Consider the following 14,562-nt stretch of genomic DNA (forward strand, 5'->3'; position numbering starts at 1 on the left):
GGTTTTATTAGATGCGCTTTCGATACGAAAGCGCATTTATATAATCACATGGCATCGCAGGTTTTTAATCAACGGGGAGCAGGTCACTTCCAGCGCCAGATCGACCAGGACAAGCAAATCCTGGTTGAAGGAAATTCGGTTAAACGCCATGTGGGTGGCCGTAGCAGCTACAGCACAGGCAGTTGCAGCACGACTATATCTTCTCTCGCGCCCGCTCCAGTCAAAAATGAATCCCCCCATCCGGCGCTTAAACATGGTTGCCCAGCGAGTCGCTTGGAAGAATTCCTTGCCTGGGAAAAAGCACACCTTGGGATTTTGAATCGTGTCAAAATGCCCCAGCGCGTTGCCATGTTCCTGGGAACCTGGGAAGAACCGAAAGCGGTCGCCCCTGAACCCGTGGTGGTCGAAGAACCGCCAGCCGAACGGTCGCTGGCTGAAGAACGCGAACACAGAGAAGATGTACCATTCTATGGCCGCCGCCGTGGTGATCAGGGGAAATTCCGTGAAGATGTGATGCTTAACTGCGGTGGCCGTTGCGTCTACACGAATGCCATTGCGTTACGCTGCGAAGCCGCGCATCTTAAGTCCCACGCTCGTAAGGTGGCGCTAGTTTTAAAAACGGTCTGCTGCTGCGCACTGATATCCACAAGCTCTTTGACGCGGGACTGTGCGCCATCGATCCGCATACACTTAAACTCTGGTTCGCGCCAGATCTGGTAAAAAAAGACGCAGATCTCGCGGCCATTGATGGGATAACGATGCGCAAAACGCTGCTCCCTATCAACAAAGATAACATCGAAGGCCGCTGGGATGCCTTCGTTAAGATCTTGCTGGCATGATTAACTGGTCACAAATGTCCGCTCCTGGCACAGAGCTGACTCTGATGTTTCAACGTCAGCTATGAGCGATCAACGGACATTGTTGATTGTTAACAGCGTTCTGTGCGAATTAACAAGGAGCAGGTTAACCAGCCGTTCATAAAATCCAAGAAGACTGTTAAATCAATGTACTGCGCCGGAATTCTAAAAAATCCAATTACACACTAGGATATCTAACATACGAAAAATATGCTCTATAGCTATTAGTTTCACTAGACTACCTAGTGAAACTAATAATGATTTTACAAATCGAATATTCTTATTTGTAGAAAATCATCATAAACTATATGAACTCTATCCTGATAATTTTTAGATCTAGGGAATACTCTCCACGAAGTGAAGTTTTCTGGTAGAGTCAATTTTTTGCCTTTATAAATTTTAAAGAGTTCGTCATCTTCGGTTTCAAAGAAACTACCCGCAGCAATATTTTTTAACTTAGCTATTGAAGTTTCGTTAAAGAGACTATCAGCACTTTCTTCAACCCACTTATACCCATTAAAAACGTGTTTATGTTTATTTCTGTCTATAGCATACAAGTTTCCTGACTCAAACCAAGTCTGTATAAAATCACATGATATATCTTCGGTGCTATTTTTTTGCAATGCTTCCATTGCGTTTTTTATTTTTTTCTCTTTTGATTGTAAACTCAAGTTCCTTAATTTTTCCTCAGCCTTTTCGTTATCTTTAAAGAAACTATCACTACCTATGTCATGATACTTATAAGCTATTTTTTTTGATAGACCATCGAGGATGGCTAATGTTGAATTTGAATTCCATTCACAATCTAAAATAATATCTTCATTAATTATCTTTTCGATATTTTTAAAAATTCCGATATTTTTTACTTGCTCAACTTCTTTATTTACTATTTCTAGTGCACCTTTAACACCGGTGGCTAATATAGTTCTACCCCAACTCCCTGTGCTGATGCCGAAAACCTTGGAACCACTCCACACTGTCTTCATTCGTACCAAATTCTCCACAGCGCCATTGTTCCATTCGTTCATGAAAGGAATTGTTTCTAATCCTTTTTCAGATGATATATACATTATATTATCTTTGACATCCAAATCTGTACACCAGGCCTGCAAATTTGTACATGTTCCTTTTTGATTATTTTCTAAGAAATTTTTATCTATAGTTATGGTTATATCTTCATTTAGAAAATAATTCTTCCCTTCCCTAGAGTCTAAAATCTTTTTTTTCCATTGAATGTGCTCAGGATATCTGTGAAAATATTTTTCGATTAAGTGTTTCCAACTATAAGAGCACAGTATTCCATTGGTGTCCACGGTAAAAAGAACTCCGGAATAGATATAGGACTCAATGAAGTCTCCAGCTATATTTACTTTTAGGTCAGCCATCTTTAATTCCTTCACTTAATCGTATTTAATTTCATTATCTTTTTTTTAGGTATTCCGGGGGTCTGTGCCCATACCGTTAACAACGAAGAGTCAGGTGGGTCAGTAAGGGTATTGACTGGATAACCATGCCAACAGTTCTGATCTACAACGAATTTGGCCACAATCAGTTTATAAATTTTTCCTTTTTCTTTATGAAAGTGTCTGTGATCTTCACCTATCACACATAAGTCACCACTTACATATTTCAAAGACCATACATCATTGCCATGAAACCATTTAGCATCATATCCAAATTTGAAAATAGCCTCTTCCTCTACAATACTGACAAGCCACTTACTCTTTTTTTGCGGATTCCATTTAGGAATTCTATGGTCGTTTTTGTATGTATATACTGGCTTAGGCTGGAGCATGTTGGATAAGTCCTTTTAGAGTATTCATTTAATAATACACCTTTTTCATTCCTGACTATCATTTTTTTAGTGTAAGTCGGCAGCGAGAACCGTATCGTTCGGGAGCAGAATAGAGGATGTGTTATTCTGTAGGCCGTGCCAAGAGTCAGGTTAGCAGTATGGCCTACGGACCTGCTCCCAGTTGCTTCACACAGGCTGTTGTTAGCTATTTCCGTTTTTGGCACTCAGCTGTAGCAGGCGTGCATAAAGGCAGCTTTGAGCGAGGACCGTACATATTAAAGTCGGCTATTTCATTGGTTTCTATGGTCAGTAAAAATTACCATGCATCACCTTCCAACTGTCTAGGATGTATAGATTACATGAGAAAATTACAAAAACTAATTGCCGCTGAGCGTACCGCTTTTTCGCCCTACTCAAGTCTATCTTCTGAGTCGATATCTCGTATCGCATTAAAATGTCGAAAGGGTGAAGTCGCAGATGCGCATATCTTAATTATGCAGTTCAAATCCGAGTTGTCTACAGTTCCTGATTGGGATGGAGATACACAGGATGACATCTGGAGAGCCATTGAACAGTACAGAGCAATCTTGTCAAAAGTAAGAGAATAAATGGCTGGAGTCCGCTCTTGGCACGTAGCGGCCGATGAGCCTGCATCGTGCCCAACGTTTGGACACGATGTAATTAGGCCATAGCAATTAGTTTGACGCCTTTATACCCGCCTTCAATAATACCTCCTCGGTCTGCCGCAGTCACGAAATTTGCCCACCACTGCATCATCGGACGACGTTGCTCGAGATAATCGCTTCGGTTGTACGCGCGACGTACTTCATTTTTGTCCACATGAGCAAGTGCTGCCTCAATGATATCAGGAGGGAAACCTTGCTCATTGAGCGCGATGCTGGCAATTGAACGCAACCCATGTGATACAAGGATACCGCCGAATCCCGCTCTTTTAAGCGAAGCATTTACCGTTTGGCTATTCATTGACTGAGTAGGCTTCAAACGACTTGGAAAAATGAATTCCCGGTTGTCACTTATCGGTTTCATCATCTCTAAAACAGCAATTGCTTCATCTGACAGTGGGACGGTATGGTCAAGGTTCATTTTCATCCGTGACGCAGGGATTTTCCACTCTCGCGCTTCCATGTCTACCTCTTCTCAACGGGCTTCAGCCGCTTCGGCAGGGCTGGTTATGGTGAGAAGTTGCCACATGAACAGACATCGTGTTGGAAGGCTAATGCTGGCGGTGCGCATCGTCTGCATCAGCTGAGGTAAGTGATTTGGTCGAATGCTGGGCATGTTCTTTTTCTGAGGCTTCTCGAACGCTTTGCCAATGTTAATGCTGGGAACAGCATCTATCAGGCCCGTATTCTGGGCAAAAATCATGACTTCATTAATACGCTGACATAGGCGGCGGGCGGTTTCTAGTGCCCCTCTTGCCTGAACTGGTTGAACGGCCTTAACCAGAGTATGAGCTTTTATATCTGTAACACTGACATCTCCAATTGCCGGGAAAATATCCCTCTTAAGAGAGCGCCAGATATCTTTCGCATAGTCTTCTGTCACGCTGTTCTTTTTCACACCTAGCCAACGTTCCGCAACCATCATGAAGGTATTCGCTTTAGCTTCTAAGGAATTTCGTACTTTTTCCTCTTGGTGTTCTTGAGGATCAATATCCTTGGCTAGTAATGCCCATGACTCAGCCCTGAGCTTACGAGCATCAGAAAGTGTGACTGACGGATAGGAGCCAAAGCTCTGTTTTGTCCGTTGTTTCGTAAAAGGGCGGTAGTAGCGAAACTGCTAAAGTTTGCTGCCGCTGTGCTTAACCAATAACGTTAGGCCGTCACCATCATAAAGAAGGTCATCGGCATCTTTGGATTTAGCTGCTTTGATTTCGGTATCGGTTAGAGGCTTGGTTTTTCTTGCCCTTATTAGCTTCCACGCTTTTGGGCCCAACAAAGACAATAGATAGTTTTGTTGGGCCTATCAAGGGCCTAAAAGGTTCGGATTTAATTAGTTGAGTTCGGACTTCGAGGGACAAATTGAGGGCACAAAAAAGCCCGCAGGGCTTACGCCTTGCGGGCTTTTAGGACTTCATCGAATGGGTCTGGTAACCAATCGACCAAGAATTTGGTGGAGCTGGCTGAGAGCTACACCAAATACTAACTGACTGATTCTTTGAGCTATGTAGCGGAAATCATTGTCACAGCAGTATGGCACATTTCTAAATTCTTAATCAAGATATAGGCTTAACAACGTGAGTGCAGTGAGGGTGATCTGGAATTTTAGGAGTTTTGTCCCACTTGCCTTCTTCATAAGAAGTGACTAGAAGCTTCAGTAAATAGCTTATGTCGTGAGAACGTCCAGCTAGAGTTTGCGAGCATTGAGATACTGCATCCTCTTGTGAGGATAGGGGTACATAGCACTCGCTCTTACCTTTAGCTATCTGGTCTTCGAGTACAGCTTGATTATAAAAGCGGCTATATTGAGTTCTAATTAGTCGTTCAGCCCAGTTACTAGAGAATACTTGATTGCTGTCTGAATGGATCGACGTGTGTCGTGGTAGTTGATGCTCGACTTCTCTTATTGCTTCATCGAGTGAAAGTTGATCATTAGTAAGTCGAGATAAGGTCAGTCTCAACTTCATTAAACGGTCACCACCTTCTGTAACTTTGCCTGAAACTTTGTTGCCGGAAATGAGCGCTAACATACGTTCTTTAATAGCTGGATTACTGCGAAGTGCCTGAGGTATTTCAGAGAATTCAGAAGCATAAACAATCATTCAAAACTCCTTAATAACTGATAATTATAATATTTATCCAGCATGGTTTTAGCCGCGTGGATTTTGGTTGTAATACTCATTCAATCCATCAGTGAAACCTTGATAATAAGCAACCCTTGGGCTTCTATGACGAACTTCAGCTGCTTGGCTCTTTAGGATCGAATTAATTGCAGCGGACTCGTTTGGCGATCGGTTGGTTATGCCAGCACTAAACCCTAGCTCATATGCACAACCTGCACACTTATGGCGAAAAGGATAACTTTGGTCTTCTGGAAGGGCGCTGAAAAGAGAGTTGTAGCGGTGTGTATCTTGGCAAGTAGCCATAAAGAACCTCACGATTAATAACTAATGCTAATGAGTGCTCGGTTGAGTTTGCTACTTTAGATGATTTGAATAGGGGATTTTTCTGTATTTATAAAAGTTGTGATCATCGTCACTATATTATTTGCTGTTTATTGAATTCAACTTCCAATGTGGAAGCTGAATTCATACCTTAAAAAGGCTACATTATAAGCTAATTATTGTTAATTTCTTGTTTGGCTAATTTTACGAGCCAGTCTGCTATGTCATGCTTTGGGACACCGAGAGCAATAATCTTTTGAATATCATTAGGGCTCAAGGGAGTCATAATCCTAATGCCATGAACCTCAGGGAATGCCCATGCACAGTCATGGCAACTTCTAGTGCAATCCTGACATGCATTTCGTTTTCCAACATTACATACGTGGCAAAGCGTCTGCCAGTTTTCAAGGGTATGACCGCCGCCTCTAGCTAAAGGGATCTTATGGTCCGCTTGTAAAGTACCAGTGCTGTTATTTTCATCATGGATAGAGCAGACTTGACATGTGAAGTTTTGTCTTAAAAGCAGTATGTTTTTTTGAGTTTTAGTAAGGTACGTTCGCGGATTGGCTGGATTTAGGTTCACTGAGTTCAAGCGGTAAGCATTTGTCCCTGCCTGACGTTGTATATCAACCCCGATTTCATCCCCTAATTCAGTGATTCTCCTTCTATAATCACTTTGCTTGACTAAGTCATGGAGCACATCACGAGGAACCCAATCGCGAGGAAAATCATTTCCTTGACTAAAAAGGTATTCAAGCATCTTCCATTGTGCTGCGGTTATATTCGACTTAAGGCCTTTAGCCCTTAGCTCAGCTTGCCGTATGTTAATAATTGCTACAAAATCGCTAAAGTTCATATCACCATCCTCTTTTTGTGGATAACAATATAAAAAAAGGCAGCTTTAAGCTACCTTAGTATGAAACTACGATCTCCTCTATCATTAGAGGCTTATGCAAAATGCTGATTTCTTTTCTTACAGTGATACTTGTTCGGCTTCACATGCCACACTAAGCAACTTTCGCCTTATGGTTATTTTGATCCGCAATCGATAGTGCTTTGTGAATTTGCTCACCAACAGCTTTAGCTACTGGTGGAGGAAAAGCATTCCCTACCTGACGGTAAGTTGTTGTTTTCTTTCCGAAGAATTGCCACCAGTCTGGAAATCCTTGGATTCTAGCTGCCATTCTGACCGTCAAGAGTGGCATATTTTCATATCCTTCCCTTACACCACTGTAGTCTTTTTCCGGCGGTGTATCTCCTATCCTATGGCCATTAACATGAAGTGCTTGCCACTGACGCTTAGCACGAGTGGGACCTAGATCTGGTCCCCCATGTTTTTTAGAGCCACCAACCAATGTCGGAGCAATACTGTTAGCTTTACTCTTCCATTCATCAACCCCTTTCCAACCATTCATAGCCATTAGATCATACAAGGCTTCGCCAACAGTTGGTGCGGAACTTGGTAGCGGCGTCGGCCATTGGAAATGTTGAAAATATTCAGGGAGCATAGCAACTAAATTGACGCGAGGTCTGAGCTGCGGTACACCGTAGTTGCTAGCATGAAGTAAATTCCAAGTGGTCTGGTAACCGAGTTTTGAGAACTGCTCATCGATAAAGTTTCTATACTCAGCAAACTTTGAGTCCAGCAATCCAGCCACGTTCTCTATCAGTACCGCTTTAGGTCTTGTTTTAGCTACGATGTCGATTGCAATCGGGAAGAGGTCACGTTCATCATCCTTTCCGAGTTGTTTACCTGCTTTGGAGAAGGGGGGGCATGGCACTCCACCGGCAACTAAGTCAATTTTGCCTGCAAATTTAGAGGCTTCAGTTTGAGCAAAATCTTGAAGATCAGCTTCAATGACCTCTCCCCAGCCCAAGCCATGATCTTGATTATTAAGACGAAGTGTTGCACATGCAGGTGCGTCATTGTCAATTAAGACAAGATGCTTGAATCCGGCTTGATGCAAACCGAGAGCTTGCCCGCCAGCGCCAGCACAAAGCTCTAAAGATGTGTACATATGTTGATCCTCATTTCGATAGGCAGAAGAATACCAGTCACGAATGATATGGCAAGTATATTTATATGGATATATAGACAGTGGTTTTGTGAGGGGAAGGCCACAGGTTTTTCTGAAGCCTTGATAGCGGAATTAGTAGCTTGCTTTCATCACGTTACAGCTCATTAGTTTGTTCGTAATGCTGTCTGCTTTGTAGTAGGCACCTTCAGCAATAAGCATCTTTCGTGATATACCTTCTCTATCATCAAATAACATCCGCACAAGTCTTTCTTTTGGAAAGTCGTAATGCACCATTGGAAGAATCACCGTTTTGGAGCCCGGCTGCCCGATACGCATATAAACCCACCCTTTGTCTCCTTCATTACCAAAATGGATCATTACCTCCTCTTTATCGTCACACCTGAGATTTACTTCTTTAGGAAGGTCCTGGGCTTTTGTTTCGGATACTAGCAATAGCATCGCGAATATTAAGAAGTTTTTATTTTTCAAAATCATATCCTTATCAAATGTTCAGCAAGTCAGGACGAAGCTTTCGGACTATCCGGTAGATGCTTGTGATGCCTATCCCTAGCTGCCGAGATACTTCGGGTTTACTAACTCCTTGCGTTAAAAGCTCAATAACGTCGTTGCTCTTAGCTAATGCGGTTGCCTTACGACCCTTGTATTTACCTTTCTGTTTAGCTAAGGCGATCCCTTCTGCCTGACGTTCTAGCATCATTTCTCTTTCAAAGGTGGCGATAGCTCCAATCATGGTGAGCATCAATTTACCCGTAGGCGTAGCTGTATTAATGCCTATGTTAAGGATATTCAAAGCAACATTTTTCCTTTGAAGGTATTCAGAGACCTCCAAGAGGTGGCGTGTGTTGCGTGCGAGCCTATCCAGTTTGGTCACCTGAACGGAATCACCCTCGCGTACAAACTCAAGCAGCGCTTGGAGCTCTGGACGATCATCTTTAGCACCACTGATTTTTTCCCTGAATATCTTTTCGCAGCCAACGAGGGCTTCGAGTTGTGTATCAAGACTTTGTCCGGTAGTAGATACGCGGGCGTAACCGACTGTAGCCATGAGAACTCCTTACCCTGCCAATAGACCATGCTATGCTGCAATCAGCTGCCAAAAGCCCATAACGACCCTGTGGTAGGGCCGAATGGGGCTTCCTACCGTTGCGGTATTGGCAGATCTTTAGAGCATGGTTATTGGTAGGGGTATAGGTAGAAATTAAAGGCCGGAATAATCCGGTGGGGTGAATTTACTGATGATGGCTTGCAACAGTGATGTTGCGAATGCAACCAGTGCTGTAGTCATCGCAGCCGTTAGTACTTTAAGCATAAACATAGCGTTCTCCTGTGTTGGTGACACCTTGCTTATACCAAGGCATACCATCTTTAATGGTGAATAGGAGTGACACTTTTTATGAGCGAATGGAAATGCCAAAAAGGTTAGCGCTGCGAGGATCTTGAAGGTAATTCTTCCAATCAGAAACTGAAAGGTGGTAGTTATACTAATGCTATAAAGGGAGTATGTAGGGTCGTTTAAGGGGTTACAACGTATCAACTAGCTGTAACCCCATATATATCAATCAAATATGTGATACGTCACAATACGTTTCAGTGCTACAGATGTTACGCATAGCTGAATCAACAGCTTTAGTAGGCCACCAGCGATGCATAACGGCGATGAGCGATGCCAGTGAAACTCTGAGTTGCCTGCTTTTGTTAGTTCTGACGTACCTGCAATCGATGGCGCATCGTTCCAGAGCCAACTTTAACCCTCTTAGCGGCTGATTTGGAAAAAGTAACACATCAGCAAATTCATTTTCGTGGAAGTCGAAGGCAGATTTTGCAGTAGTGCTGTCAATGCATACTTCTTGGTCTTTTATGGTTGAGCAAGCAGTGACGATCCCCGCCAAACAGGCAGATTCAAAACCGATCAACCGATGGCTTAGTGAGACAAGTTTGAACCAATTTTCCACTTGATCGTGTTTTACCCTGATTAATGTTGCCAGAGGGTAGGTATCCCGAATTTCCATGTCGCGTTTTTGATCTCTCAGCTTGCTTGCTGGAAGTTCGTGCTCTTCTTCATCAAACTCAATGATATACCAATCAAATTTCTCTGAGTTAGCTTCTCCATCCCAGTAATGCTTAACGGAAAAATCAGCAAAGTACTTACCGCCGCAGAGCCTGTACTGATATTCAAGCTTGTATTCCCCATTTGTTGTCTCAGAAAGCTCTTTTTCGAGAAAAATGCGTAGCAAATGAGCAAATACAGCCTCTCGGCGGCTTCGACCTACATCTTTTGGCAGTTTGACGCCAGTGTAACGCTCGACCCACTCTAGGACTGCACTGTGTTTCGTCATTCTGGAGCCATATGTCAGTAATACAAGTGCTGCTTCAATGGAAATCCAAGTGTAAGGCCCAATCTCAGACGCATCTATCGAACAGATTTCTCGAATTTCCTTGCGATACTCATCAGGAAGCTTCTGCACCATGCTTTGACTTGTTGTATACCAATGAGACCTCCTGCCTTTGGTATCAGGAAGGTTTTTAAAGAGCATATAAAGATTAACTTTCCATTTAACATCATCCGTTTGGCGAAACATGCCGTGGCGGGGGAGCGATCTGTCTACTGGAGGGCTGATTCCTGAGAGCGTGTAACTCATAATTACGCCCTCCCGTTTAACTGGTGAAACATTGCAAGCGATGTGTAAGGTTTAACCATAGAGACAATACTCTTTACATCAACAGAGTTCACTAGAGCTTGCATTACCTGCTGGTCAGCAAGGAGCGAACTACCATAGTTGCTTGTCTTGTGGCCCATCAGTCTGCAAATTCTTTCATCTGAATCAGTTAAATTGACTAACTTGTCCCTAAACATATGCCTGAATCCATGGAGAGTTACATGCGTAGGCTCATTTTGTTTATCTCTGAAGTTACTGATAAACCACTCACTGGGTTTTGCTGAATAACTGTCTGTAATTAAAGGAATGTTTGGAAAAAGGCGAGAGCCTTCTCCTACTCGCTCCTTCAGATCTGCGATAAACTTCAGAAAACCTAACTGAATGAGATCGTCATGCACAGGGATATAACGTTTGGCATTAGGCGTTTTAAGCCACTGGTCATTGTGTCGCTTACCAACATGAATACATGCAACGTTTCCAGCATATTCAATATCGTCAATATACAGCTGGGCTACCTCTCCAGCCCGCATTCCTGTGAAAAGACAGATGAGAGGTAAAAAGTAGTGGTGAGGGTGTTGGACTAACTTGGTTTTTACACCTTTGTGGCTAACAAACAAAGGATGGCTGAAAACTCGCTTGGCTTCGGCTTCCGTAATGGCTTGTCTGTCATCTTTATGATTTTTCTTTGGCATAGGAATGCCTTTACTGGGGAACGGACTTACAGAGATATATTTTTTGTCTACAACCCAATCAAAAAATTGATTGATTTTCCCGTGATGTCCGCTGGCTGTAGCAAGACAAATAGATTCAGAATGGTTTTTAGCGATTAACTCACTCAACATCGCTGGAAGAAGTAAGTTTTTCTGTAAGCCTTTTGGTAGCTTTGACAAGCTTTCATAGAATTGCCGTCCCATTGCTCCTGTGATGGTGTGAACGGGTACATCGCCAAAAAAGCTGATAATAAGAGCTCTGTACCAGTCGTACTTTTTCTCGGTTCGTCTGGCTAGTTTTTTCGCGATATTCTCTTCGTTGTACTTTTCGAATAGTTCCGATAAGGTAGGCGAATCTTCCTGAACACTATATGGAGCAATATCAGTTGATAGGAAAGGTGCAGTCATTTCACTCACACCGCCTAAGATAATAGCTCGGGTTTCCTGGAGAGATTTAACTTTCGCTTGAGAAACCTGGCGAGCGATAAACTGCAAATCTGATTGATTTAATGAAGCTTTTAGATGTGGTAGTTCATCCAAAATCGTGTTTGCTTCAGCCTGATGTTGGAATGGCTTGTCATCGTAAGCAATTCGCTCTTTCAAATCAGAAAGAAGCATATCAAGCGTTTCAATATAGCGATTTAGGTCGCCCTCGCTGCGTTTGGTGCCTGAAAACCATCGCTCAGTCTCTTCAGCAGTCCATTCAGCAACTTTTGCCCTTAGACTCGCTTTGATCTGTTCCTGAACAGTCTTATCCATAGTTGAATTTTTCTCGTTCTTTGGACCCCGCAAAGAATCGACCATTTGCAGACAAAGTGTCTGTAAACGCAGGGCGAATACACGGGCTTGATCGAGCCTTGATGTCTGAAGACTGAGCCTGTATTCAATAACGTTGCCGTTGGCGACGAAACGCTTCCTGAACCACCAGACGTGGTTTCTCTTGTAGAGGTAGTTAGGGATGCTGCTAGATGGCATATGGTACACTCCTGAGTCACAGTTGTGCCACACGCCCAAAGAAAAACGGCCTGAATCTCTAAGAGAGTCAGACCGTTAGGTTTGGTGGAGCTGGCGGGAGTTGAACCCGCGTCCGAAATTACTACACCGTCGGCACTACATGCTTAGTCAGTTTTTACATTCGCCGGTTAGCTGCGAACAGACACGCCACTAACAGACTATCCTGATTGGATTTAACGCTTCAACCCCAGGCAAGGCATCCACGCGATCTCTTTTGGGTTTGACTTCTCTTGATCCCCGTCTTAAGAGCGGAAGCTAGGGAGAGAAGGCTAAGAGCAGGTTATTAAGCTGCTAAAGCGTAGTTTTCGTCGTTTGCGACTATTTTTTTGCGGCTTTTTACGAGGCAAACCGCCCCTCGGCATGCTCCTAAGGCTTCACAATCCCGTCGAGTCCAGAATCAGCCCCAGAACTTCAAATACTAGCAACAAATCAAATGAAAATCCAGTGCTTAACGCTTTGAATTCTTCATGATACGTGCTTTGTCTAACTGCCATTCGCGGTCTTTGATATCGTCGCGCTTGTCGTGCTCTTTCTTACCGCGTGCAACACCAATCTTCAGTTTGCACCAGGCATTCTTCCAGTACAGCGACAGTGCCACGATGGTGTAGCCTTCGCGGTTAACGCGGCCATACAGGGAGTCGAGTTCACGTTGCTTCAGCAGCAGCTTACGGCTGCGCGTCGGGTCACAGACTACGTGGCTGGAGGCAACGGCTAAGGGTTGAAAGGTTGAACCGAACAGAAAGGCTTCGCCATCGCGCAGCAGAATATAGCTGTCGCTGATGTTGGCTTTACCGGCACGAAGTGACTTAACTTCCCATCCTTGTAACGACAATCCCGCTTCATACTCCTCTTCAATGAAGTACTCGTGGCGGGCGCGTTTGTTCATGGCAACAGTGGCAGAACCGGGTTTGTGTGCTTTTTTCTTTGTCATAGTGCGGCGTATTTTACATCACTTAGTCGGTTATCGCATCCCCAGTCCAGCGGGGCAGCAGGAAACGGGATATTCTAGCACACCCTCCCTCGGGGACATTTTTGTTTAATCGCTGAAAATGCTATTATTCAGCGGTTTTGTGATGAACAGGAACCATTATGGCTCAGATTAGTCGTTCGGCGCTGGTCCCGTTTAGTGCCGGGCAGATGTACCAACTTGTAAATGACGTGGATGCCTATCCGCAATTCCTGCCGGGTTGTACCGGAAGCCGCGTGCTGGATGCGTCTGATAATCAAATGACGGCATCCGTGGATGTGTCGAAAGCGGGCATCAGCAAAACGTTTACCACCCGCAATACCCTGACGGATAACCAGAGCATCCATATGCAACTGGTTGATGGGCCGTTCCGCAAACTGACTGGCGGCTGGACGTTCGTCTCGCTGGGCGATGATGCCTGCAAGGTTGAATTAAGCCTGGAGTTCGAATTCACCAACATGCTGGTAGAGATGGCCTTTGGACGTATCTTCAAAGAGCTGGCCAACAGCATGGTGCAGGCCTTCACTCAGCGTGCCAAAGAGGTTTATCGTGCCTGATATCTCCGTCGAGGTGGTCTATGCCTTGCCTGAAAAGCAGTATCAGCTTTACGTGAAAGTGGAGCAGGGCAGCACGGTAGAGCAGGCCATCCTGAAGTCAGGCCTGCTGGAACTGCGTCGGGAAATTGATCTCGCCAGCAACAAAGTCGGCGTCTACAGTCGACCAGTGAAGCTGGATGATGTGGTTCAGGAGGGCGATCGTATCGAGATCTATCGTCCGCTGATTGCCGATCCAAAAGAGCTGCGTCGTCAGCGCGCAGAGCGAGCGGCAGAAAGCAAAAAATAAGTCGTTATATCGCCGGAATCAGCGGATAACAGGCATAAAAAAGGCGCTCAATGCGCCTTTTTTGCTGTCTTTAAAACGGTCTGTCGTTAAATCAGTCGTTGTTCTTAGACAGATTCTGCTTGTTATCGATGTTGGTCAGAACACCGTTGCCATCAAAGGTCAGCGTCAGCGTCTGCTGCTTCACGCTCTCATGGCCTGGCTCCTGACGGAAAACGTAATACCAGACGTTGCTGCCAAACGGATCTTTCATCATCGGCGTACCGAGCGTGTAAGCCACCTGCTGCTGTGTCATACCGGTATGGATCTTGGCCACATCGTTGGCAACCAGATAGTTACCCTGGTTGATATCAGGACGATAGACCACGCGCTCTAAGGTGGAACATCCGGCGGTCATCATCAACATTACCACTGCCGCGGCAGTCAGCGTTTTACAGCGCATCTATACATTCCTTTTCCGGGGCCAAACGCCTTTAACAGGCGGCTTTCTTGCCATCAAAATCTGAACTCTGCCTGCGGCAGACTTTATTACTCTGACAACATAAGTGCCGATGATAAT

At 44.3% G+C, this 14,562-nt stretch carries 16 protein-coding genes, 1 other RNA gene and 1 pseudogene; 4 read left to right on the top strand and 14 right to left on the bottom strand.

The genetic code is table 11. The features are described 5' to 3' along the window. Window positions 1–36: 36 nt before the first annotated feature. A complete protein-coding gene (locus tag IV493_RS18505; RefSeq protein WP_230299982.1) occupies window positions 37–450 on the bottom strand; it encodes a hypothetical protein in 414 nt (137 codons plus the stop codon). A gap of 191 nt (window positions 451–641) precedes the next feature. On the opposite strand from IV493_RS18505, the gene IV493_RS18510 reads away from it, so the two are divergent. Continuing rightward, window positions 642–839: a hypothetical protein gene (locus tag IV493_RS18510; protein ID WP_230300003.1), complete on the top strand. Its 198-nt coding sequence runs from the start codon at window positions 642–644 to the stop codon at window positions 837–839. Between the two features lie 281 nt (window positions 840–1,120). On the opposite strand, the gene IV493_RS03725 is transcribed toward IV493_RS18510, so the two are convergent. Both IV493_RS03725 and IV493_RS18515 read right to left on the bottom strand, forming a co-directional pair. Continuing rightward, window positions 1,121–2,242 carry a hypothetical protein gene (locus IV493_RS03725; protein WP_195857751.1) on the bottom strand — a complete coding sequence of 374 codons (1,122 nt, stop codon included), beginning with the start codon at window positions 2,240–2,242 and terminating at the stop codon, window positions 1,121–1,123. A gap of 11 nt (window positions 2,243–2,253) precedes the next feature. After that, entirely contained in the window at window positions 2,254–2,652 is a 399-nt protein-coding gene (locus tag IV493_RS18515) for a hypothetical protein (RefSeq protein ID WP_230299983.1), read from the bottom strand. 158 nt (window positions 2,653–2,810) lie between these two features. Here IV493_RS18515 and IV493_RS03735 point away from each other — a divergent pair, with 158 nt between their 5' ends. Then, on the top strand, window positions 2,811–3,260 hold the full coding sequence (locus tag IV493_RS03735; RefSeq protein ID WP_195857752.1) for a hypothetical protein: 450 nt from the start codon (window positions 2,811–2,813) through the stop codon (window positions 3,258–3,260). A 73-nt stretch (window positions 3,261–3,333) separates the two neighbouring features. Here IV493_RS03735 and IV493_RS03740 read toward each other — a convergent pair. From IV493_RS03740 to smpB, 10 genes and pseudogenes are all read right to left on the bottom strand, one after another. Further along, window positions 3,334–4,584 (bottom strand): annotated as a pseudogene (locus IV493_RS03740) (integrase domain-containing protein). A gap of 304 nt (window positions 4,585–4,888) precedes the next feature. After that, entirely contained in the window at window positions 4,889–5,434 is a 546-nt protein-coding gene (locus tag IV493_RS03745; RefSeq protein ID WP_195857753.1) for a hypothetical protein, read from the bottom strand. A 514-nt stretch (window positions 5,435–5,948) separates the two neighbouring features. Beyond that, window positions 5,949–6,632: an HNH endonuclease gene (locus IV493_RS03750; RefSeq protein ID WP_139965853.1), complete on the bottom strand. Its 684-nt coding sequence runs from the start codon at window positions 6,630–6,632 to the stop codon at window positions 5,949–5,951. Window positions 6,633–6,783: 151 nt separating this feature from the next. Beyond that, on the bottom strand, window positions 6,784–7,794 hold the full coding sequence (locus IV493_RS03755) for a DNA cytosine methyltransferase (RefSeq protein WP_139965854.1): 1,011 nt from the start codon (window positions 7,792–7,794) through the stop codon (window positions 6,784–6,786). Window positions 7,795–7,926: 132 nt separating this feature from the next. Beyond that, window positions 7,927–8,283, bottom strand: coding sequence for a hypothetical protein (locus IV493_RS03760; protein WP_195857754.1), 357 nt, complete (start codon window positions 8,281–8,283; stop codon window positions 7,927–7,929). A gap of 13 nt (window positions 8,284–8,296) precedes the next feature. Beyond that, the gene (locus IV493_RS03765) at window positions 8,297–8,860 is read right to left on the bottom strand and encodes a recombinase family protein (protein ID WP_139965856.1); all 564 of its coding nucleotides are present in this window, start codon (window positions 8,858–8,860) and stop codon (window positions 8,297–8,299) included. A 514-nt stretch (window positions 8,861–9,374) separates the two neighbouring features. Then, window positions 9,375–10,454 (bottom strand): hypothetical protein, encoded by a 1,080-nt coding sequence (locus IV493_RS03770; protein WP_195857755.1) that lies wholly within the window; start codon window positions 10,452–10,454, stop codon window positions 9,375–9,377. A 2-nt stretch (window positions 10,455–10,456) separates the two neighbouring features. After that, window positions 10,457–12,157 (bottom strand): site-specific integrase, encoded by a 1,701-nt coding sequence (locus tag IV493_RS03775; RefSeq protein ID WP_195857756.1) that lies wholly within the window; start codon window positions 12,155–12,157, stop codon window positions 10,457–10,459. Window positions 12,158–12,239: 82 nt separating this feature from the next. Beyond that, window positions 12,240–12,601: a transfer-messenger RNA gene (gene ssrA / locus IV493_RS03780) on the bottom strand. 43 nt (window positions 12,602–12,644) lie between these two features. Beyond that, window positions 12,645–13,127, bottom strand: coding sequence for an SsrA-binding protein SmpB (gene smpB / locus IV493_RS03785; RefSeq protein WP_010257694.1), 483 nt, complete (start codon window positions 13,125–13,127; stop codon window positions 12,645–12,647). 158 nt (window positions 13,128–13,285) lie between these two features. On the opposite strand from smpB, the gene IV493_RS03790 reads away from it, so the two are divergent. Together IV493_RS03790 and IV493_RS03795 are read left to right on the top strand one after the other, a co-directional pair. Continuing rightward, the gene (locus IV493_RS03790) at window positions 13,286–13,720 is read left to right on the top strand and encodes a type II toxin-antitoxin system RatA family toxin (RefSeq protein WP_013358774.1); all 435 of its coding nucleotides are present in this window, start codon (window positions 13,286–13,288) and stop codon (window positions 13,718–13,720) included. Continuing rightward, entirely contained in the window at window positions 13,713–14,006 is a 294-nt protein-coding gene (locus tag IV493_RS03795) for an RnfH family protein (RefSeq protein WP_013358773.1), read from the top strand. The genes IV493_RS03790 and IV493_RS03795 overlap by 8 nt, the downstream gene beginning before the upstream one ends. A 91-nt stretch (window positions 14,007–14,097) precedes the next feature. On the opposite strand, the gene bamE is transcribed toward IV493_RS03795, so the two are convergent. Beyond that, complete coding sequence (bamE, locus tag IV493_RS03800) at window positions 14,098–14,445, bottom strand: outer membrane protein assembly factor BamE (protein ID WP_013358772.1); 348 nt, start codon at window positions 14,443–14,445, stop codon at window positions 14,098–14,100. Window positions 14,446–14,562: the final 117 nt, after the last annotated feature.

Source organism: Pantoea sp. SM3640, from assembly GCF_015654165.1.
Taxonomy (GTDB): Bacteria; Pseudomonadota; Gammaproteobacteria; order Enterobacterales; family Enterobacteriaceae; genus Pantoea; species Pantoea vagans.